Below are 22095 nucleotides of genomic sequence, written 5' to 3' on the forward strand. Positions count from 1 at the left end.
GGTCATAAGCCAATCGCCATCAAAAGGCAAAAGCGGCCTTTCGCTGCCGCTTTTCTTATGCCGATCGGATGTCTGCTTTCCAATAAACGCTGACTCCCAATATATTTCTCATTCATTGTGCTTTATATCTGTTTAATTTGAAAAGCACCGTTCTCCGCTTTTATATTAAAAAAGCTGGAAGCTTTGTTCGCTTTCAGCTTGGGTGTGACTGTTTATTTTCGGTCGGAAGAATATGTCCAGCCATCCTCCTGATACACTTTCTGTTCTTTCATCAGCTTCCCAAGGGCTCGTTTGAAAGAGGCCTTGCTCAAGCCGAATTTAGCCTGAATGTCCTCCGGCCGGCTTTTATCGCTAAACGGCATGGCGCCGTTACGCGACATCAAATATTCCCAGATTACCTCGGCATCCTCATCCATTTTTTCTTGTTTCCTTGGAAGCAGGGAAATGTTCAAGCTTCCGTCTTCCTTAACTTCAATGACCCTTCCATCTACCATTTGGCCAAGGCGGGGTTCTCTCTTCCGTTCACTTTCGTGGATAAATCCTCTGTACCCTTCTTCCGTAATAATAAAGCTGCCAACTTTAAGCAGACGGTATACGGTCCCTTTAATATCCTTATTATTCATAGTAAATAATGCTTTATTTGCAATGCCGCCCATTACATCTTCCGTTGCAAGCTTACCAAAGAGCCTGCCTCTGCTATCCGTTTTCAAGGAAATATACAATCGGTCTCCCGGCTCCGGCCAAAGATTTTCAATCAGCGGCAAATCATCAAGTGAGACCAGGATATCCTTTGAAATTCCAATATCCACGAATGCACCCAAGTCATGTCTGATTTCCACAACTGGCGCCCATGCATATTTTCCAATCTGGATTTCCGGAATCGTCATGGTAGCAGCCAGCCTGCCTGACTTATCCTGATATAAGAATACGTCTACTTCCCCGCCTATTTCCACTTCACCATGTATCTCCGTTTTATGCAGCAATACACTTTCATCTTCTTCGTTGGTCAAGAAATAACCAAAAGCCTCTTCTGCATTCTCAGCCCTTGCTTCTCTGTCAACCCTAAGGTTCACAACTGTCCCGGCTTCTAAATATTCCATTTATAAAAACCTCCTAAAACTGAACATTATACAATGTCTAGTAGTTGTATCTAATAAGCTATTTAAAATGTATGCTTCCTTCTTCAAGTGATATGAGCCCGGATATAGAGATGATCTAACAGCTCTTTATCAGGCGGAATTCACTAAATCCAGATGCTATCTAAGGCGAGGCATGAGTTTATACTCACCGATCTCCCCTTAACTTCGGTTTTCCCTGTCCTTATATATACTCATCCTAATTACCTCAAAGTTAAACTTTATCCCCATAAAATTTAAGTAAGCCTCGTAAATCAAAATCGCAATTCTTCACTTAGATGAAACTTATGTATAAATAAGGAGTGAAGAAATACTTCTGCAAAATCTTTGCTTGGGATAAGGAAGTATTAACAGCATTTAACACTATAATTGTGCAAAGCCATAAAGATCTCTAACCCAGTAAACGAGCCAAACCAAACCCTGTTGTTCGTGCACATTCATTTAATACTGAGCATAAAACGGACTGACAGAACGGAAGGTTCTAATGAACATGCTAAGGCTCCATTTTATTAGGCAGTATGTCGTAAATATTCAATAACTATACCTCCTGGCCAGCAAAGTACGCCGCAGAGCATAAAGGCAATAGAAACTTTGCCATGCTAGAAAGCACTGCTCTTTAATCTACCACTTTTCAAATCTAATGTATAGTCACCATATTCAAATTTGCTGATACACCTGTTTATCTCCACAAACTTCCCAACACTTCTTCTGCTTCTTCCACTGTTTTTAGGATGAGTTCTCCAGCCCCCATTTGATCCCTTATCAGTCTTGCAGCCTGACCTGACCATAATGCCATGTATTCGGAGTTGTTCTGGCGGGCGGCTTCTTTTCTTATATCCCCAGTTAACGTGTTTTGGGAAGGAAATGGCAGCGGATCTATGCCGCTCCTCTCAAACTCGTCGATAAATGTATTTCGAATACCTCTGGCAGGCCGGCCGGAAAAGCTTTTTGTAATGATCGTACTTTCATCGGTGCTGTTTAATAATGCCTGCTGATATGCCGGATGCGCTCCGCTTTCCCTGCAGCAAAGAAAGGCAGTTCCCATTTGTATACCCTGCGCCCCAAGGGAAAGTGCGGCAGCCAAACCCCTGCCATCCATAATTCCTCCGGCAGCAGCAATAGGAATCCCTACTCGATCGGCTATCTGCGGAACCAAAGAAAAGGTACCAATGCATGCACCATTCGGATGATCTTGTATATCAAATGTACTCCTATGGCCGCCGGCATCGCTCCCTTGTGCTACAAGGACATCCACCCCAGCTTGTTCAGCGATACAGGCTTCATTCACAGTGGTCACCATCGCAATCACTTTTCTTCCATTTCTATGGACAGCTGCCATCTTTTCTTCTGAAAGGATGCCGAATGCCGTGCTTATGATGGGTACTTCCTCTTCAATTACCACTTTAAATTGTTCTTCAAATAAATCAATGATCTTAGGATCATGATGTATTTCTGGTATTTTCAGCTGTTTTCTGAAGGAATTTAAGACGCTGTTAACTTCTTCTGCATTATGCCGTTTATTTGTAAAATCCGTACAAAATAAATTAACCCCAAAAGGCTTGGAGGTGCGGGATTTAATTTTCCTTATAGCTTCTCTGATTTCATCAGGCTTCATATACGCCGCACCAAGGGAACCGAGCCCGCCAGCTTCGGAAACCGCTGCTGCCATTTCAGGTGTTGCCGGCCCTCCAGCCATCCCTGCCTGAAGAATAGGAAACTTTATGCCAAGTAAATCGCAAAGAGGAGTTTTAATATTCATTTCAAGTCACCTGCCCTTTCTTTTGGTAGAAATTAGATTGCTTGCTGGTCCGGCGCCATATTCGGCAGCAATCGTGATTCAGAACATATCTCAGCCGCCAGAACCAGCATACTGCACTACAATGCATTCAGTGCCACGAAACAGCCAGTCTATTATACTATTTCAAATTTTCTAATCTCTTTATTTCTTCATCTATTTTATCAAGGTCTATTCTTTCAAACAAAGGGTTAGTTTCAGAAAGCCGGAACTCATGAGGTTCAATCCAGTGCCAGCAGGGTTCAGCTATGGATAAACTTTCCCTCACTTTTTTCGAAGAAAAGGGCAGGAAAGGTTCTAATAAATTTGCTAAATTTGCAATAATAACAGCTGATTCATACAATGTCTCTTTGCTCTTTTTCTGTTCGTTCCTAACGGTTAGCCATGGCTTCTGTTCGTCGAATCTTTTGTTGGCCTCCCTTACCAGCGCAAAAATACTTTCAAGTGCACTCTTGAATTCACCGTTCTTGATTTTTTCACCTGTTTCCTGATATAGCAGCGAGATTTTCGATTTTAACCTGGTATCAGTAAAACGGCCTTCTATTTCCCCTCCAAAGGATTTTTCAATAAATTTAAATGTCCTATTCACGAGATTTCCATAAGCACCAAGGAGCTCGCTATTATGACTGTGAATAAATTCACGCCAGGAAAAATCAGCATCTCTTTTCTCAGGACCATTGATCGTAAGAAAATATCTGATGGAATCCGGATCATATCTCGATAATAAATCCGCCGCCCATATTGCATAATTTCTGCTTGTGGAAATCTTCTTTTTTTCCAATGTAAGATATTCACTGGAGATGATGCGATCTGGTAAATGAAACCCTAATCCTTCTAAAATGGCCGGCCAAATGATTGTATGAAACGGGATATTATCTTTGCCGTGTACATAATACGCTTCAACACTATCTTTCCAAAAAGCCTCCCATTTTCCCCCGGTGAGTGCTGCCCATTTTTTACTGGCGGTTAGATAACCGGCAACCGCTTCGATCCAAACATAGATTTTCTTGCCCTGAAATCCATCAACCGGTACCTCTACACCCAGCTCCAAATCTCTGGTCGCGGCTCTGTCTGACAAGCCCTCAGACAGATATCGGGAAGTTAACCCTATTGCGTTGTCACGCCAAAGGCTATTGTTTCGAGAAAAATGGACATAACTGGAGATTATCTCTTGATATCGGGATAACGCCAGGTAAAAATGTTCGGTCTCCTTTAAAACCGGGCTGTTTCCGCACAATTTGCAGCGCAAATTCTCCAGTTCCTCCGCATGTAATAGGGCGGAGCAGTTGTCGCATTGATCACCTCGTGCAGCATGGCCGCATTGTGGACAGTGTCCTTCTACGTATCTGTCTGGCAGGAAGCGTCTGCAAATCTCGCAAAATACCTGTTCGTCGTTTCTTCTATAAAGGAGGTTCTTTTCAAGCAGCTCCATGAATATTTTTTGTACTTCTTGATGATGGAACGGATCATCTGTCCTCGTATATAAATCATAGGTAAATCCAAGTTCATCAAAGGTCTTCTTAAACTCCAAATGAAATTTTTCAGCTGCCTGGCGTGGAGATGTTCCTTCTTCAGCAGCCCTGATCATGATAGGTGTTCCATGGCAATCACTTCCTGACACATATAAAACATTTTCTCCCTTTATTCGAAAATATCGCGCCAGGATGTCACCCGGCAGCAAACTTGCAATGTGACCTATATGAAGGGATCCATTTGCATATGGCCATGCACCGCCAATAAAAATATTCATTATTGTTTCCTCCTTTTTACCTATAACAAAGCCCTAATAAAATAAGGCTCTTTTCTAAAAGATTGTTGTTTTTAATAGTTCGGTGAACCTATCCTATTGTTAAACAGGTTGATTGGAACGTAAGGTGCGAGACTCCTGCGGGAGCAGCGGGTATTGTCCAGCTCCGGACTGACACCGCGGGTCTAGCCAATCGCCATTAAAAGGAAAAATCGGCCTTTTACTGCCGCTAGTCTTATGTCGGGCTAACGTACGAAGCACAGGATGTGCGAGCCAGGCGCGGCCACAGGACGTGGCGTTACGAGCGTGGTAAGGGCGACTAAGCTTCTGTCTTCGCTATCGCTTGCCAATCAGCAAGTCTTCTTTATCAGGTGTGTGCTTTTCTTTTAGCGTTTTGCCTCTAGTAAAAAAGATTATCATTCAGCTTTTTGATGGATCCTTTCTTGAAAAGCACCGTCCTCCGATTTTCGATCAGGTGAGACCCCACAGGCGAAGCCGAGGAGGCTCGGGCGCCCGCCCCGCGGAAAGCGAGCATCCTCACGTTCCAATCAACCCCCATGTTCAATAACAATAAAGTTTGCGAAAACAGCCTAAAATAAAAAAACCTCCCGCCCAAAGACATTACTGTCTAAGGGCGGGAGGTTATCCGCGTTACCACCTTAATTCTCCGGCGACTCACATCGACCGGACTCTGAAAGTACGAAGCTTGAATGTAAGCTTGTATACTCAGACATTTATAACGAGTGTCTAATCTCGTCACAGCCTACTGCCGAAAAAATCCGGCTTCGAAGTGAGGCTCAGAGGCCATTTTCGGATATGTTCTCCTTTGCTTCTTTTCAGCTGCCGAAGCTCTCTGTTAAAAGTCGATCCATATCTTACTTTTCTCGTCATCGCCTGTCATATATTACCTTTATTATAAGGTGTTATTTTCTATTGTAAAGACATTTAAGCCAAATCTGATTGAATATATGTTAGGACTAGGTTGGCAGTATGCTTTAGAGATGATACGTGTGTCCGTTCAAATGCATGAGAGGCATCAATTCCTGGCCCAATCAATCCGTGTACGATGTCATGTCCGGCTGAAATGGCAGCAGAAGCATCCGAACTATAAAACGGGTAAATATCAAGTTTATATTCGATATTGTTCTTTTTAGCCAGCTCCACCAAATGCTGGCGTAATCGATAATGATATGGTCCGCTTGAGTCTTTTACGCAGATGGATACTGTAAATTCGTCAGTTGCCTGGCCATCCCCGATTGCCCCCATGTCCACTGCCAGATATTCCACCGTTTCAGGAGTAATATTTGAATTGCCGCCATACCCAATTTCTTCGTTGTTGGAAATAAGAAAATGGGTGGTGTAAGGAAGTGAAAGGCTATTTTCTTTAACTAATTGCATAATATGCAGTAGAATGCCGACACTTGCTTTATCATCCAGATGTCTGGATTTAATAAAACCACTGTCTGTTATTTCTGTTCTAGGTTCAAACGTAACAAAGTCGCCAACCGAGATTCCAAGTTTTTCTGTTTCTTCCTTGGATTTTACAACTTCATCAATTCTTATTTCAATTGAATCTTCATCGCGCTTAATATCACCGGAATTTTTGTACACATGAGCGGCAGTCTGATGAATCAAAATAGTACCCGTATAAATCTTTCCTTCTGCTGTATGTATTTTGCAGTATTCGCCTTCCACTGCATTCCAATGAAACCCGCCTATTTTTGAAAGCTTTAATCGACCGCTTGAATGGATTTCTTTTACAATAGCCCCGAGTGTATCAACATGTGCTGTCAATAGTCTGTGTTTGCTTGTATCCTGTCCTTCTATCGTAGCAATCAAGGCACCTTTATTTGCTATTTTATAATCCACTCCAATGCTTTCCAAAAACTGAGCTGCATGCGAAATGGCATCCTGAGCATATCCCGATGGTGAAGGAATTGATACGAGGTTTTTAATATAAGATAAAATTTGTTCTTCATTTACTAGGTTTTTCATAACATATCTCTCCTGTAGAAGTAGTCACTTTAAGTTTATAATATTTTATGAAAATTAAAAACCATTTTCCAAAAGGCTCTTTTCTAAAAGATTATTGTTTTTTTAATAAGTTCTGTGAACCTACCCTATTGTAAAAGGTTGATTGGAACGTAAGGTGCGAGACTCCTTGATCCAGCTACAAGCAGAGACCCTCGAGTCATAAGCCAATCCGTCTATGGAGAGAAAAGCACTCCCCACAGCCGGCTCGTCTTATGCTTGGCTGACTCACGAAGCACAGGATGTGCGAGCCAGGCGTGGCCACAGGACGTGGCGTTCGAGCGTGGTAAGTGCGACTAAGCTTCTGTCTTCACTTTCGTTCGCCAATCAGCAAGTCTTCTTTATCGGGTCTCTGCCTGCCACTTTGTTTGCAACTTTAGATCTATTGGGATTAACACTGATCTTTTAATATTTATATGTTGGACAGGCACCGCTTTCCGCTTTTCTGTGCGGGAGCAGCGGGACAGACGAGACCCCGCAGGCGGAGCCGAGGAGGCTCGGGCGCCCGCCCCGCGGAAAGCGAGCATCCTCACGTTCCAATCACCCGCCTTGTTCAATAACAACAATGTTTGCGAAAAAAGCCTTTCTAAAAGATGATTGTTTTTTAATAAGTTCTGTGAACCTACCCTATTGTAAACAGGTTGATTGGAACGTAAGGTGCGAGACTCCTTGATCCAGCTACAAGCTGAGACCCTCGAGTCATAAGCCAATCCGTCTATGGAGAGAAAAGCACTCCCCACAGCCGGCTCGTCTTATGCTTGGCTGACGCACGAAGCACAGGATGTGCGAGCCAGGCGTGGCCACAGGACGTGGCGTTCGAGCGTGGTAAGTGCGACTAAGCTTCTGTCTTCACTGTCGTTCGCCAATCAGCAAGTCTTCTTTATCGGGTCTCTGCCTGCCACTTTTTTTGCAACTTTAGATCTATTGGGATTAACACTGATCTTTTAATATTTATATGTTGGACAGGCACCGCTTTCCGCTTTTCTGTGCGGGAGCAGCGGGACAGACGAGACCCCGCAGGCGGAGCCGAGGAGGCTCGACGCCCGCCCCGCGGAAAGCGAGCATCCTCACGTTCCAATCAACCCCCTTGTTCAATAACAACAAAGTTTGCAAAAAACAGCCTTCCAAAATTACAATAGGGGCAGCCTGCGGTCGTGCTGCTGCTTTGTTAAAATGGTATACTTTTAATAGGATTTTTCGCGGGAAAGGGATTGAAAACATGACACAAAAATTATTTTATAGTGAACCCGGTCTTTCTGAATGGTCAACCATGGTTACATCAATGAGGGCAAAAGATGATTATTATTTAGTTACACTTCAAGAAACAGCCTTTTATCCCGAAGGCGGCGGCCAGCCTGCCGATCACGGGTTTATTGATGATATAGAGGTGATCGATGTTATTGAAGCGGGCAGCGACATTCTGCATAAGGTTAAGTATCCCCTAGAGTTGAAGGAAGTAACCTGCAGACTTGATCAGGAACGGCGGCTCGACCATACTCAGCATCATTCTGGACAGCACTTATTATCTGCTGTTTGCATTGAGCTTTTTGATGCAGCAACAATCAGCTTTCATCTTGGGAAAGAAACAGTAACCATAGACCTGGATATTAATGAGTTACATACCGATGAGCTTAGGCAGATTGAACATCGAGTGAATCAATACATTTGGGAAAATCGAAAAATCAATACGTTCCATGTGACTCAATCAGAACTGACCAAGCTTCCTTTAAGAAAGCTTCCAAAGGTTACAGAGGATATTCGGATTGTCGATATCTCAGGAATCGACGTTTCTGCCTGCTGCGGGACTCATGTAGAAAGTACGGCTCAAATCGGAAGCTTAAAGATCATTAAAACTGAAAAACAGCGTGGCAAAACGCGTCTGCATTTTATGTGCGGTATCCGTGCTCTAACCTATTTCCAGGATATTCACTCCCAAATATCAAGCCTTGCGGCAAAATTTAGTACAAGCTCCAAAGACGTTTTAGAAAAAGTGGATAATTTGGAAGCTGATATGGCGGCCTTGCAGAAAGAATTAGACAATGTAAAGTACGAGAATCTACTTTTTACAGCAGAAAAAATTATTTCTGAACAAAGCGGTCCATGCATTGAACTTCCATGTGAATTCAATATAAAGGAAATGCAAAGCATGGGGAGGATACTTGCAGAAAAATCAGGAATGCCCGTCCTTTTATACAACACAGATGAATCAAGGCTGATTACGGTTGTACCTTCGTCCTTACACTTTTCGTGCGGAAAATGGTTTAAAGAGCATCTCCAGGACTTCAAAGGGAAAGGCGGAGGAAGTGATGTCCAGGCCCAGGCAGCTTTTCCTTCTTCTTCAGATATGACTCTGTTCATTAATTTGTTGAAAGAAGCTCTCTACAGATAAAAGTAAAGCCCCGTACTCAGCATTGTGCGTATTTGCATCCGGTACGGGGCTATTAAAAATCAATCTTTATTCACATGTATTTGGCCAGTTTTTCCTTTTTTGATCAGAGTCTGCATAATGGTGCTGGATAATTGGCTTAGTTTATAAGGTTTTACAAGAAATTCTTTTGCACCAAGGGAAATACCTCTTTTCTTTTCGTCAAGGGCTGTTGAAATAAAGATCGGTACCTCTTTTAATTTTTCATCTTCCTTTATTTTTTCAATTATTGTCCAGCCATCGATCGAATCCTTCTCAAGCATGATATCCAGAACAATTGCATCCGGAACATCTGTCTTTAAGACTGTCATCGCCTCCTGACCTTTACTGAACCAGGTTACCGAAAATCCATGCTCAGACAGCTCTTCTTTGAGCAATTCCGCTAAGGAACTATCGTCCTCAATCAGCATAACCCTGTATTGTTCCGCTGCCGGCACTTTTTCCGGGACATCTTCTTCGTACCCCTTTTTTATGCTGACGAGTGGAAGTGATACCGTAAACGTACTTCCTTTTCCATACAGGGATGAAACAGTAATATCTCCCTCATGCGCCTTCACAATTTCTTGGACGATTGCAAGTCCGAGTCCAGTACCGCCTATTTTCCTTCGATCACTATTATCCACTCTGTAAAATTTTTGAAAGAGTTTATCGATTGATTCTTCAGGAATTCCGAGCCCAAAATCTATAACATCCGCCTTAACGAATCCATCTTCCTGATACACCTTTATCTCGACTCGTTCGCCCTCGGGACTGTATTTAATTGCATTACTGATTAAATTGGTAAATACCTGTTCCAATTTCGCCTGGTCACACCAGATAAAGTTCTCCTTCGAGTCAAGGTTCAGGACGATTTTATGAGTAACAGCACTAATCTGCTGTTTTTCAACTGCTCTCTCAATGATTAAGTCTAATTCTGCATATGCTTTCTCATAGGATTGCTTTCCAGATTCCATCCGCTGAACATCCAGGAAATCATTTATGAGGTCTGTCAGTCTCTTGGCTTCGTTCAGAATAGTAGTCAAATATTTTTTCTGTCTTTCCGGCTTTAATTTTTTAGTGAGCATTAACTCCGTGAAACCAAGGACACTTGCTAATGGAGTTCTAAGTTCATGACTTACGGTGCTTACAAATTCGGATTTCATTTGGTCGACTTCAAACTCTCGGGTAATATCTCTATGAACGAGTACAGTGCCCACTTTCTCTTTTCCATGAAAGACATTCTCACAGTACACCTTAAGTACCTGATTACTGTCGGTAACTGAATATACCAGCGAATTTTCCTCGTTATCTTCCTGTTTCTGACACTGAATGGAATTTAGAATAAAATCACTAAATTCATGTTTGTTCACAATGAATGGGCTCATAAGAGCGATCCATTCTTCCCAGGTTAATCCTGCCGCGTCTTTGCCAGAAAAGAAACGGTCGCAAAGCTGTTTGTTAATCTGGACAATGGTCCCGGCCGAATCCAGCAGCTGAATTCCTTCATGGACAGAATTTATAATATCTTGGTTAAGTTTTCGGTCTTCCTCCGATTTTTCGTATAATTCGATTTTTTCCAGAGATATTCCAATCTGCTTGGCCAGGGCTTCATATTCAAAGAGCTGGCTGTCAGGAAAAGGATTTCCGTACCGGCTGAAAATCATGATCGCTACCGTTTTTTGTCTGGAAGATAAGACTGGAAGGTAAAGATCATAGCAATAAGATATTCCTTCATGAAATCCTTTTTCAGCTGTTTCTTGCTCTCTTTTAATAGTGAAGGCCTTTTTGGTCTCTAGAAGACGGACATTTAGACCACTTTTTATGTGGTTCCTGAACTGTTGAACGCCAGATACAGAGACACCAAATGAAGCAAAGGCATCCTCATCCACTAGTGTAATCAGCCCTTTATCTGCTGGGAGGAGCTCCGACATGCTTTTTACGATGCTGTCCAGTACTTCCTGCTTATGCAGGGAATTTGAAATTTGGTTAATAAGTTCGTTTCGTCGATTGAGATTTAACTCATTTTCCCTTAAAATTCTTAAGGCATGCTGTAATTCATCCTGCTGTGAGTGCAGTTCATCCTGATGGGCTGATAATTCTTCATTTTGTGCCAGTAGATCCTTTTCTTTTTCCTGCAGAGAACTCACCATCTTCCGGAAAGCCGAGCTGAGCGAACCAATTTCATCTTCGCGATTCTCTTTTGGAAGCACCGCCTCTTTGCCAAGTGCGATTTCATTAGATGCTGCGGCAAGAGCAGCCAGAGGCTTTCCGACCCGGCTGAACATCGTTCTAATAATGATATATAGCGTGAGCAGGGCAAATAATATGAAAAATAGAAACCAAATTTGTAAAGCGGTCTGATCTTTTGTTAATTGATTCACTCTTTTATCTAAACGTTCGTTTAGTTCTTGATTATAACCGTCCAGCCTTTCCTGAAAATCATTCACTTTTTTAGTGCTTTCATTCGCAGCCAATTCTATAACTCGATCTTTATGGCCTTCATTGACATCTTTGATGACTTTTGGAAGTGTCTCTTGAAAATAATACGAGTCAAATTCTCTAACTTCCTCTGCCATTTCTTTATCGGAACGTGTGAAAGCAGCATTCTCCAGCTTTCTTACAGAGCTGATAATTTCACTCTCGCGTGCTTCTGCATTCCTTAACAAAACCTCATTATTTAATGCCAGATATCCTCTCACATCAAAAAAAGCACTGTTGAAGGAGCCGCTTATTTTATCCGAAATCCCCTCTAAATGGACAATTTTCTTACGGTCCTCCTTAAAGGATTTATTTAAGCTCTGCTGGAAATAGAGCAGAAGGCCTGACCCTAAGATAAAAAATATAATGAACCCGGCCATGGACACCCCAAATTGCCTGGATAAGCTTTTTTTATAATACGAATTAACGTTCATCCAGAATTTCCTCGATTTTTTCTAACAGTTTCATAGGACTGAAGGGCTTGGCCATGAAATAATCGGCTCCTGCCTGTATGATCATGTCCTGTTCAGACTGCTGGCTTTTGGCGGAGAGCATTAATATTTTTACAGCACTGTTTTCCTGGCTGCTTCTAATTTGCCTGATTACTTCCAAGCCTGTGTAGATAGGCATCATATAATCAAGGATAATCAGATCGTATTGATTTTCCTTGAATAATTGAACGGCCTCCCCTCCGTCAGCAGCCTCATCCACAATAAAATCTTCGTCCTCAAGTGTATCAACAATCAGCATCCGCAGCACTTCTTCGTCTTCTGCAAGCAAAATTCGTTTCACAAGTTATCTCTCCTGTCTATACGCACTGCCAGCTGCATACATAGGGGCAGCCAACGTTTCGTTATTTATCAGAATATGCTTTCTTCATCATGTAATACGATTCTTTAAGTCTTTCATGGTAAGCAGGAAATTCCCAATTCTCCCAGCTGTAAGGGATAAAGGAACCCGCTATGTCTTCAGGAGTCATGTCACCTAAGAGCTTTCCTTTTTTATCTGTCGTAAATACGTTTAGATGGATGCCTTTGATCTGCTTGGAAGCTGTTAACCCTCCTGTCCAAAGATCAGCCATTGCTTCCTTTGAACTTGGGTCTTTTATGTTTAACAGTGCCCATGGTATTCTCAGCTCTGCCATTCTACGATCGCTGCTTACGTTAATATCAGCCAGTGAGTTGAACTTCTTCGATTCTGGATTGCTGTTTCCGAATGTAAGTTTACCGGTTTCATAGGATTGAAACGGCACTCTTAGTTTTTTATCGGGTATGGTCAGAGACTTGTTAAGCGCCAATCGGATTGGATGGAAAATTTCATTGTTCTTCTTATTTGCATAAGAAGCTTTTGGAATCATATTAAGCAAATGTGCATATTGGAAATAAAATGAATCATAATAACTGTCGATTAGGAGATGTGAATCCTCTTTCCCCTTTATCTCAGCTAAAAAGTCGACACCCGTCAAGGAATGTAATGTATCCTCACCCAAATCAATCTTTTTCTTGCCTTGCCCCTCGATTGTATCGAATAAAAAATAAAGGTTCTTAGAGTCTAGCTTGAGAGGCTGCTTAAAGTCTGCTCTCATGTAGATATACCCTTCATCAGAATGAATTCGGATCTGTTTGATATCCCCCTTTTGTGGCTCTACTATCGTGGCTTTGTCTTTCAGCCTGTACCAGTCAGAGGGATCACCATCTACGTAAACAGACTCGCCTTCCTTCCCAGGATCAAAGCTTAGCAGACCAAAATGCTGTTCATTTGTCTGTACATTATTCCAGAAGGGCCTTCTATCCGGATTATCATAATCCATTGTATTCCAGGTTCTTTTAAACCACTCGTCCTGCCAGGTAAAGACCAGCCCGCCGGCATATCCAGTGTTTACAATGGAGCGGAATAACATTTGATCCCATTTACCCTGCTCCTGTTCCGAGTGATTCCCCTGGTCCATTCCGTGAATATTTTTGTGTGTTAACCCGCGGGATCCCGGTACTCCAAATTCAGCAACTAATACTGGCAGTGTATGATGTTTGATCAAATCTTGCAGATAGCCTTCATAATTATTTTTTCTGCCCTGCTCGTCTTTATAATTGACGTACTTATCCTCATAATTCAAGAAATCAGGGTAGTACGGGTAGATATGGTAGGAGGCAAACATCCCCGCCTTAAAACCAGTTTCTTTTACTATATGATTTGGGTCTGCAGACACCAGGTCCTCGTTTTCAGAAGGCTCTGAAGGATGTGTAAGCAAATCAGTAGTAACCCAATTTGTAAAACTCATAGAATGCTGCCAATTATATCGGTCCTGTTCATAGGTGGCAGTAAAATCCATCATCTGGGACATCCAGATTTCAAAAGGATTACCTTGTTTTGTGCTGAAATATTTCCCCTTAAATTGAGGAATGTCTTTATTCTTCTGGTTTGTTTCATGGACTGCTTCCGGATCCCATTCTATCCCGAGAATATACCCGAGAATATACGGAGAAATATCCCACTTGTAGGTACCTGAAGCATGGCCTGTCCTTTTCGGAATATCTGCAGAGCCATGAACAGCGTCAATGATTTGTTTGATATTTTCTTTAAATTCTTCCGGCTGTCCGCCTGCAAACATATTTTTTGTTTTGACGAGCTTTTCTTCCTCGATCCAAACACCATGAAGAAGGTAGAGCGGTTTTTTTGCACGCTGGTTATACTCGTAAAAAGCCTCGTAAAATGCAGGTGGATGCAATGTATACACCCTTATCGCATTTGCATTCATCTGTGCGATTTGTTCAAACCAGCGGAAATACTCTTGTTTTGATATAGCAGTTTCTCCAGGAAAGTAGCCTGGTTTAGCGATCCCCATATTGACGCCCTTAATGAGAAGATTTTCCCACTTGCCATTCTTCATAATCTGAATATTCGCAGCCCCAGTTTTGGAGTTATATTCCAGTCCATTTTCTGAAGCAACTTCAGCCTTCTGCTGTTTTACCGTCTTTTTAAGCCCTTTATCCAGCACTTCCTTCATGATCGGAACATACGCATTCCAATAAAAAGAGTGCCTCGCCCCAAAATGTTCCTTCCAGGCTGTGACTCCCCTGGTCTGATAGATTTCTGGAATTTCTTTTTCGTCCGCAAAGTCCCCAGCAAAATAGTACGAGTTATATTTTGCATTTTCTTGATGAAGTATGGCTGGAAACTCTACTGGTAAGTTATAGGCGCTTAGCATCTTCCTGGCGCTGGAGGTTACAGGGAGCTTATATGCGGCAAGCACCGATGTTCCCGGTTTTGCCTGGACTACATCAAACCAGTATCCATACCTTGACTTAACATTTTTCCCTGTTAAGCTCCTGCCTTTATTTGTCAATGAAAAAGACAGGCCGTTATCCGATGTGATGGCCTTTTCATCCAGTACCAGAATTTTTCCGTCTGAATGAACATAGAGAAAACCTTTTCCTTTTTTAGTCCATTTCCGGCCTGTCTGTTCTTTATAATTTCGTTTAACCCACAAGGGAACTTCATCGGCCTCTAAATCGTTGAAATATCTGCCTATCCATCCAGACCATTCCAGACCAAGGAGGTTAGCCATCCTCTCTCTCGCCTGTTCATCCGTCGGACTTGCAAATGTATTAAATTCTGCAATCAGAGTCTTCTTCTTACCCAAAAGAGCTTCTTCCAGCCGGCTGATTTCCTTATCGGTAAGTCCTCCATATAACAAGCTGTTTCCTTTTTTTGATTGATTCGTATAAAATTCATCCTCATACACGCCATATTGGTCAGCCAGATAAATCAAGTCATAATCATCAAGGTTCTCCGGCAGCGGACTTACTTTATATTCGCCGTCACCTGGTTTAAATCCGCTGTAATCTTTTGCATAATTATATGATTTGTCATTCATTACATATTTTTCATTATTCAGTAACCACATTAAACCCCGATGTTCTCTGTACGATTTTTCGGAGACAGTCTTATCTATGACCAAAACATCTAAGGGCTTTGTTTTTTTTAGCTGCCAAAGCCAAAAAGGGCTTGTGATTACAAGGAGAAATAGTACGATATATACCAGAAAGAGGACTTGATGTTTGGATATGCTTCTCATTTAGATACTCCTTTTCTTTTCATCTCTCCCCAGCTCACGTCGCCCCGTATAATTTGAATGATGCCTTCAAACCTCCAAAAAACAGTAAGGGGACGGTACCATAATGTTTCGGTCAGTGAATACAGAAATAACTTCCATATGTCCGATACTTTCGGGTATTTTCTTAAACTCCACTCTTCTAACAGCACGGAAGCCATGGAAAAAACAGAGCCATAGAGACAGGAAAGCAAAAAAATGATGATGGCGAATTCGAGGTATACACCACCCAAAAAAATGGCTAGAATCATATATATATATCCTGATAACTCAACAATCGGCCCAAAAAATTCGACAATCCAAAAGTAAGGAAAAGAGATAAAACCGATAGATCCATACTTTGTGTTAAATATCATTTTTCTATGGTTCCAGAGACTTTCAAACAATCCTCTGTGCCAGCGGCTTCTCTGTCTCCTTAAATATTTGATATCCTCCGGAACCTCAGTCCAGCAAACCGGGTCCGGAACATATACAATTTTCTTCTTCAGCCCTTTTTCTTTCAGTATGCGATGCAGCCTCACTACAAGCTCCATATCTTCTCCAACCGTGTCTCGTTTATACCCCCCTGCTTCAAGCACCCAGTATTTTGAAAAGACACCAAATGCGCCTGAAATAATCAATAAAAGATTATGTTTGCTCAAGCCGATTCGGCCCATTAAGAACGCACGAAGATACTCAATAGTCTGCATGATGACAAGCGGACTATTTGCAAGGCCGACCTTCAATATTCTCCCGCTTTGAATATCACAGCCATTTGCTATTCTAATGCTTCCACCTGATGCAATCACCTCTTCATTTGAGTCGATGATCGGCTTCATGACTTTGGTGAAAGCATCTCTCTCAAGGATTGAGTCCCCATCTAAAGAACAGAAATATGGAAAGCTGGAAAAATTCAAACCTGCATTCAATGCATCCGCTTTACCGCCATTTTCCTTATCTATCAAGTAGAGATGCGGCAATAGCTCTGATTGGTAAATGGCTCTAATAGGGCTTGTTTCCACCTGAACCCGGAGCGCTTTTTTTATCTCTTTCATTTCATATTCGGAAATCATCTTATTAAGTGTATGATCCTTTGATCCATCATTCACCACTATCACTTCGAATTCTGGGTAGTTGATAGTTAACAGAGACCGGACGCTTGGGATGATCCCGGCTTCTTCATTGTAAGCAGGAACAATGATAGAAACAGGCTTTGTAAAGTTTTCATGTAAATATTCCTCGTATGCAAGATCCGTATCCAGATTGTATTCTTTTCTAAGCTGGATCATGGAAATGAGTAAAATGATGGTGTAAAAACTAATAACCAGCACCATATAACATGTGATAAATATCCCGAAGGCAAAGGCAATGTCAGACCAAACCGTTGTTGTCAAATGTATAGCCATCTCCTTCATTGACCCATTCCCATGCCATATCCCGGGCGTATGGATCTGAATCATTTTGATAAATGGATAGCAGTGTTTTTTCTCCATCCGGGTACTTTCTAATAGAACTGCCTGCCTGAAATCTTACCCACCAGCTTTGATCATGCATTAATTCCACCAAGGTCTGTATAAGGCTTTTATCTCTGACAACTCCAAACATCTTAGCTGCGAGCATCCTTTCCTGCCATTCCCTGGACTTGGAAAGTATAAGATACTTATTGACATCCTTCACATGCCCAACGCTGATCAATGCCTTTAATGCCCTGATTTTGCACTCTCCGCTTGTATGTTCGGCTACGCTCTCTAAAAATGGGGTATATTCGAGACGCTTTTGCATCCCTATGCAATCCAAGATGGCATATTTCAGCGCATCATTGAACTTATAAAAAGATAAAACCATTTGATCATATTGATTTCTGTTTATTCTGTAAAGGATGTGCCGGTATTCAAACTCCGAGACCCCATCAGGATCATTCGAAATAAGTTCTATAAGCCCGTGATAGTTAAAAGAGGCTAATATTCTATAACAATGATGCCTTTCCTCAGCAGACGGTCTTCGACTATGCAATAATACTAAAATATCTTTTTCTAGACTGGAAATGGAAAAGATATCAATATGGAACAACGCATTCATCCGTGTGCTCCACAGCCTGCTTTTCAGTTCAGTTTTATAATAGCCAGATAACTGGTGGTCAGCGATACGTGCTACATTCCTCGTGAGTTCCTCCCCCTGAAGCACTGACGCAAGACTGCTTAACAGCTCTTCAAGTGCTCTTTTTTTCACCTTTGAATCAACCCGTAATGCCGAAGCCCATTTTTGCTCCATTACATAGGTTAATAGCTTGGGCTCTAATTCCTTCTTCATTTGTTCAATTTGAGCTCTCGTCTTAATTTCAAAGGTTTTCCTGTAAACAAGATAAATCAGCATCAAGGAGAGGATGATCACAATAAGGGCTGTGGCAGCAGCCAGCAGATAGATCTCGTTTTTAAACATTTACTTTTCCATCCTTTTTATCAGTCTCTCAATCCTTGCCTGAAGTTCAGTGATACTAAAGGGTTTTGTCACATAGTCATCGGCACCCAGCTTCAAAGCTGTTGATATATCCTTCTCACTTTTCCGCCCTGTGAGCATAAGCACCGTTAAAGGGCCTCTTACTTCAGATTTCCTGACCTTCTGGAGCACTTCAAGGCCGTCCATGATGGGCATGATTCCGTCCAGTATTAAAAAGTGGCGGCCCTTTTCCTTCAAACGGTCTGAATTCAAAAATGATAACCCATCTTCAAAGGGTTTTATATCCAGCGAAAACTGGTTAAAGACGGTATTTTCCAATAATTTCACTAAAATAGTTCGAATGATGGCATCATCATCGATAATCGAAACCAGCATTTTTTCCTTTGGAATTTCAACCTGTGCCGGACGGGCAGACTCCACCCTCGCTCTTCCGGTACTCTTGGCATGGTACAGGGCTTCATCTGCGGCTTGAATGATTGCTTCAGGAAGGATCCCACTATGTGTCACCGAATATAATCCTGCGGAAAAAGTGAGCGAAAAGGAGTTGTCTTCATATTGAAAGACCATATTCCGAAATATCTCAAGCAGGCGCTCGAGCTTTAGCATCGCACCCTTTTCATTTGTATTCGGAAAAAGGATAATGAACTCTTCTCCTCCATATCTGCAGATAACATCGGAACCTCTAATATTACTTCTGATAAAATGAGCAAACTCAATTAAAACTCTGTCACCTGTTAAATGGCCATATGAATCATTTACTTCTTTAAAATGATCTAGGTCAATCATAGCCACTGTGAAAGGAGACTGAGTTCTATGAAAATCACTGACGAATTGTGTTAATACATTATTAAGATAGCGCCGGTTGTAAACCTGGGTAAGCTCATCAATCAACACAAATTGATCGACTAACTTTTTTCGTTTGATATGCCGGTCAATTTTGGCTATAAATTCATCCAGTTCAATGGGCTTGGCAATAAAATCGTCCACACCCCCATTGAATGCAGCGATTCTAGCTTCTTTATTATTTTCACTGCTCAGCATGATTATTGGTACAAATTGGAATGCAATATGTTCCTTAATCTCATCCAGGACTTGAAAGCCTGTTTTTCCCGGAAGATTAACATTCAGAATGATACAATCTGGGTTTGCTTCCAAGAACCTTGCTGCCGTGTTAGCAGCATCCGTATTTGCCAGGACCATATAGCCGTGGCTCTCAAGGGTATCTTTAAGCAGCATGAGCATGGAAATATCATCTTCAATAATGTAAATAAGCGGGAGATTTTCATCTCTGTTTTTTTCCGTTTTAATTTCAAGAGCATTAAAATGCTCATACTCATAACTTAATCCAATGAGTGTATATAAGAAATCGCTGAGCTCTTTCTTGTTCCAAGGTAACGTTCTCTCTTCTGCAGCCAGCATCATTTCTTCAGCAAGAGAGGCCAGGCCATCCAGCTGTAGAGTTCCTGCTGTTCCTTTTATTGAGTGAAGGAATCTGAGCAGATCCTCAGCAGGCACAGTATCTGGTTCTTCGCTTTCCAACCATTTAGTTAATTGTGTTTTAATATTTCCAAATAAAATCGTTTTATATTTTTCAAGATTCATTGAAAGACCCTCTTTTGTTTTTTGGAGTAAAAAAAAGCAGCAGGAGCCAATAAATCGGACAACTTTGCTGCTCTTATTTAGTAATCGGAATTCCGTTATGCATTAAAAAGCGCCAATTTGCATATTTTTCTAGTCAAGGAAAAGTATATGTTTTTTTTAGGCATTATTCAATTAAATAACAGACATTCGATGAAATTTAGGCAGGAATCCTCATACTTAGACAAATTTCATTCACTTTTTTCTTTGCGGATCACTAATCCCTCCACATGTTTTTTTTGAAGTATTTTACTTGTTCTTCGGTCTTCTTTCGAATCAAAAATAATACTGAAATCGTAATCGTCGGGGTATAGATCTGCCGCCTTAATATACAGCTTAAGCCGTTTGTGATTCTCACTTCTTTTTTCCCCTTTTACTTGAATCACATAATTTCCAAGAGCATCCGGTCCTTCATATATGATTCCATGCTCTCCAGTTGAAGAGACCACCACATTATCTCCACGTGAAAGGATAGGAATTCCCTTTTCTACAGGCACCTTCTTTTTCGTTTTAGGATAGTTGTTGATGGATATCTGTTTCTCCCAATCTTTTCTAAGCGGATAGTCTGCCTGGTGTTCAGTGTACCGTTTTTCTTCCTTATATGTAATTTTATGCGCTCTTTCAATAAGCTTAGGGTGCATTCCCAATTTCAGAGCTATCGTGAATGCCTGGCTTTCCCCGCCTTTGCCGATGATCAACCGATATGTCGGCTTTAATGTCTCTAAATCAAAATCCATGGACCCATTGATAAAGCCATCCTGCTGGTCGGCAAATTCCTTGATTTCACTGTAATGCGTCGTTGCTATCACTTTACAGCCTTTTTGCCCAAGCTGATCCAAGATCATCACTGCAAGTCCCATACCCTCACCCGGATCAGTCCCTGAGCCTAGTTCGTCCATTAAGACAAGACTTGAATTATTCGCTTCTTTTAATATTTCAATTACATTCTTAATATGCGAACTGAAGGTGCTGAGGTTATGTTCAATGCTTTGCCCGTCCCCAATATCAATTAAGATTTTTTGGAAAATCCCTATCGAGCTGTCTGGTGCTGCCGGGATATGGAATCCGCTCTGTACCATTAATTGAAGAAGGCCGGCTGTCTTCAGCGTTACTGTTTTTCCTCCCGTATTTGGACCTGTGATCACAAGGACACTATGCTCATATCCAAGAGTAAGATTTAAAGGTACAGCGTTCTCCCCAAGCAGAGGGTGCCTGGCTTCTTTAAGGTCTATTATGTGATGTTCATTCACCAATACTTCGTTAGCAGAGATGTGTCTGCTGTGTTTCGCTTTGGCAAAAATCACATCGTACACAATCATGGTTTCAGCAGCGAGCCTGAGCTCTGTTTCCCGTGCTTCCACTAGCCCGGTCAGGTAGCTTAATATTTTCTCGATTTCACTTTCTTCCTGAACCTTCATGAAATTCAGCTCTTCCTGCAGATAATAGATCTCTTCTGGTTCTACGAATATAGTCGAGCCAGACGCTGAAGTATCCAGGACCGTTCCCTTGATTTTTCCTTTATATTCTTTTTTTACCGAGACCACATATCTGCCGTGTCTTTCACTAAGGATCTGGTCTTGTAAATAGGTCTTATACTTGGTTGATTTAATGATTGAAGCTATTTTATCTTTAAGCCTATCCACCTGTGAGGTTATGTTTCTTCGGATTTTCGTCAACTCTTTACTGGCATGATCATCAACTCTGTTATTCCGGATACAGCGGTATATCTCAGCCGTTAGATCAGGAATCTCCTCAATAGCCTGTGCATAAGAGGCTACTCTAGGCGCAAAAGTTTCCTTATCTTTCATAAAACGTTTTAATTTTACACACGATTCCAGGAACTCAAGCAGCTTCATCAACTAATCTTCGCGCAAAGCTATTCCTTTATTGATCCCCTCTAATAAACGGTTCATTCCTCCCATGGAGCTAATAGGCACACTGGAGCTTTTTTCAAGGATCGAAACTGCTTCTGTAATTTCTTCAAGCCAAGATTCTATTTGCTTTTTATTCATGGACGGCATGCTGCCTATGATCTGTTCTTTACCCCTTTCTGTCATCGCATAGCGGGAAATTTCTTCTTTCATTTGGACAAATCCTAAATGAGTAAATGTTTTTCGATTCAAAACGGCACTCTCCTGATTTCAATTTGGTTTTAAAAATAGGCTGTTTTCACAATTTTTGTTGCTAATATATAAGAGGTTGATTGGAACGTGAGAATGCTCGCGGACCTTAGGGGCGGGCGGTGAGCCTCCTCGGCTTCGCCTGCGGGGTCTCACCTGATAGAAAAGCGGAAGCGCCTTGTTCAGACCCGATAAAGAA

Annotated in this window: 11 protein-coding genes and 1 pseudogene; 1 reads left to right on the forward strand and 11 read right to left on the reverse strand. The window is 41.7% G+C overall.

Annotated elements, in window-relative coordinates:
* Positions 1 to 212: 212 nt before the first annotated feature.
* The 4 genes from CUU66_RS22625 to CUU66_RS22640 all read right to left on the reverse strand — a co-directional run bounded on the left by CUU66_RS22625 (position 213) and on the right by CUU66_RS22640 (position 6673).
* Positions 213 to 1100: a CvfB family protein gene (locus CUU66_RS22625; RefSeq protein ID WP_101645666.1), complete on the reverse strand. Its 888-nt coding sequence runs from the start codon at positions 1098 to 1100 to the stop codon at positions 213 to 215.
* A 715-nt stretch (positions 1101 to 1815) separates the two neighbouring features.
* Positions 1816 to 2895 (reverse strand): NAD(P)H-dependent flavin oxidoreductase, encoded by a 1080-nt coding sequence (locus CUU66_RS22630; protein ID WP_101645667.1) that lies wholly within the window; start codon positions 2893 to 2895, stop codon positions 1816 to 1818.
* Positions 2896 to 3052: 157 nt separating this feature from the next.
* A complete protein-coding gene (gene metG, locus CUU66_RS22635) occupies positions 3053 to 4681 on the reverse strand; it encodes a methionine--tRNA ligase (protein ID WP_101645668.1) in 1629 nt (542 codons plus the stop codon).
* Positions 4682 to 5623: 942 nt separating this feature from the next.
* Entirely contained in the window at positions 5624 to 6673 is a 1050-nt protein-coding gene (locus CUU66_RS22640) for a M42 family metallopeptidase (RefSeq protein ID WP_101645669.1), read from the reverse strand.
* A 1255-nt stretch (positions 6674 to 7928) separates the two neighbouring features.
* Between CUU66_RS22640 and CUU66_RS22645 the strand changes: the two genes are divergently transcribed.
* Positions 7929 to 9098, forward strand: a complete 1170-nt coding sequence (locus CUU66_RS22645) for an alanyl-tRNA editing protein (protein ID WP_101645670.1) — start codon at positions 7929 to 7931, stop codon at positions 9096 to 9098.
* A 59-nt stretch (positions 9099 to 9157) separates the two neighbouring features.
* On the opposite strand, the gene CUU66_RS22650 is transcribed toward CUU66_RS22645, so the two are convergent.
* The 7 genes and pseudogenes from CUU66_RS22650 to CUU66_RS22680 form a co-directional block, all read right to left on the reverse strand.
* Positions 9158 to 12025 (reverse strand): ATP-binding protein, encoded by a 2868-nt coding sequence (locus CUU66_RS22650; RefSeq protein WP_101645671.1) that lies wholly within the window; start codon positions 12023 to 12025, stop codon positions 9158 to 9160.
* Positions 12015 to 12383 carry a response regulator transcription factor gene (locus tag CUU66_RS22655; RefSeq protein ID WP_101645672.1) on the reverse strand — a complete coding sequence of 123 codons (369 nt, stop codon included), beginning with the start codon at positions 12381 to 12383 and terminating at the stop codon, positions 12015 to 12017. The genes CUU66_RS22650 and CUU66_RS22655 overlap by 11 nt, the downstream gene beginning before the upstream one ends.
* Before the next feature lie 61 nt (positions 12384 to 12444).
* Positions 12445 to 15666 (reverse strand): hypothetical protein, encoded by a 3222-nt coding sequence (locus tag CUU66_RS22660; protein ID WP_101645673.1) that lies wholly within the window; start codon positions 15664 to 15666, stop codon positions 12445 to 12447.
* Entirely contained in the window at positions 15663 to 17015 is a 1353-nt protein-coding gene (locus tag CUU66_RS22665; protein WP_257968112.1) for a glycosyltransferase family 2 protein, read from the reverse strand. The genes CUU66_RS22660 and CUU66_RS22665 overlap by 4 nt, the downstream gene beginning before the upstream one ends.
* Before the next feature lie 37 nt (positions 17016 to 17052).
* Entirely contained in the window at positions 17053 to 18120 is a 1068-nt protein-coding gene (locus CUU66_RS22670; protein WP_101645674.1) for a HEAT repeat domain-containing protein, read from the reverse strand.
* Positions 18121 to 19740 (reverse strand): GGDEF domain-containing response regulator, encoded by a 1620-nt coding sequence (locus CUU66_RS22675; protein WP_101645675.1) that lies wholly within the window; start codon positions 19738 to 19740, stop codon positions 18121 to 18123.
* A 227-nt stretch (positions 19741 to 19967) separates the two neighbouring features.
* Positions 19968 to 21899: pseudogene (locus CUU66_RS22680) on the reverse strand (endonuclease MutS2).
* Positions 21900 to 22095 lie beyond the last annotated feature (196 nt).

The organism is Peribacillus deserti (genome assembly GCF_002863585.1).
GTDB classification, from domain to species: domain Bacteria; phylum Bacillota; class Bacilli; order Bacillales; family DSM-1321; genus Paraperibacillus; species Paraperibacillus deserti_A.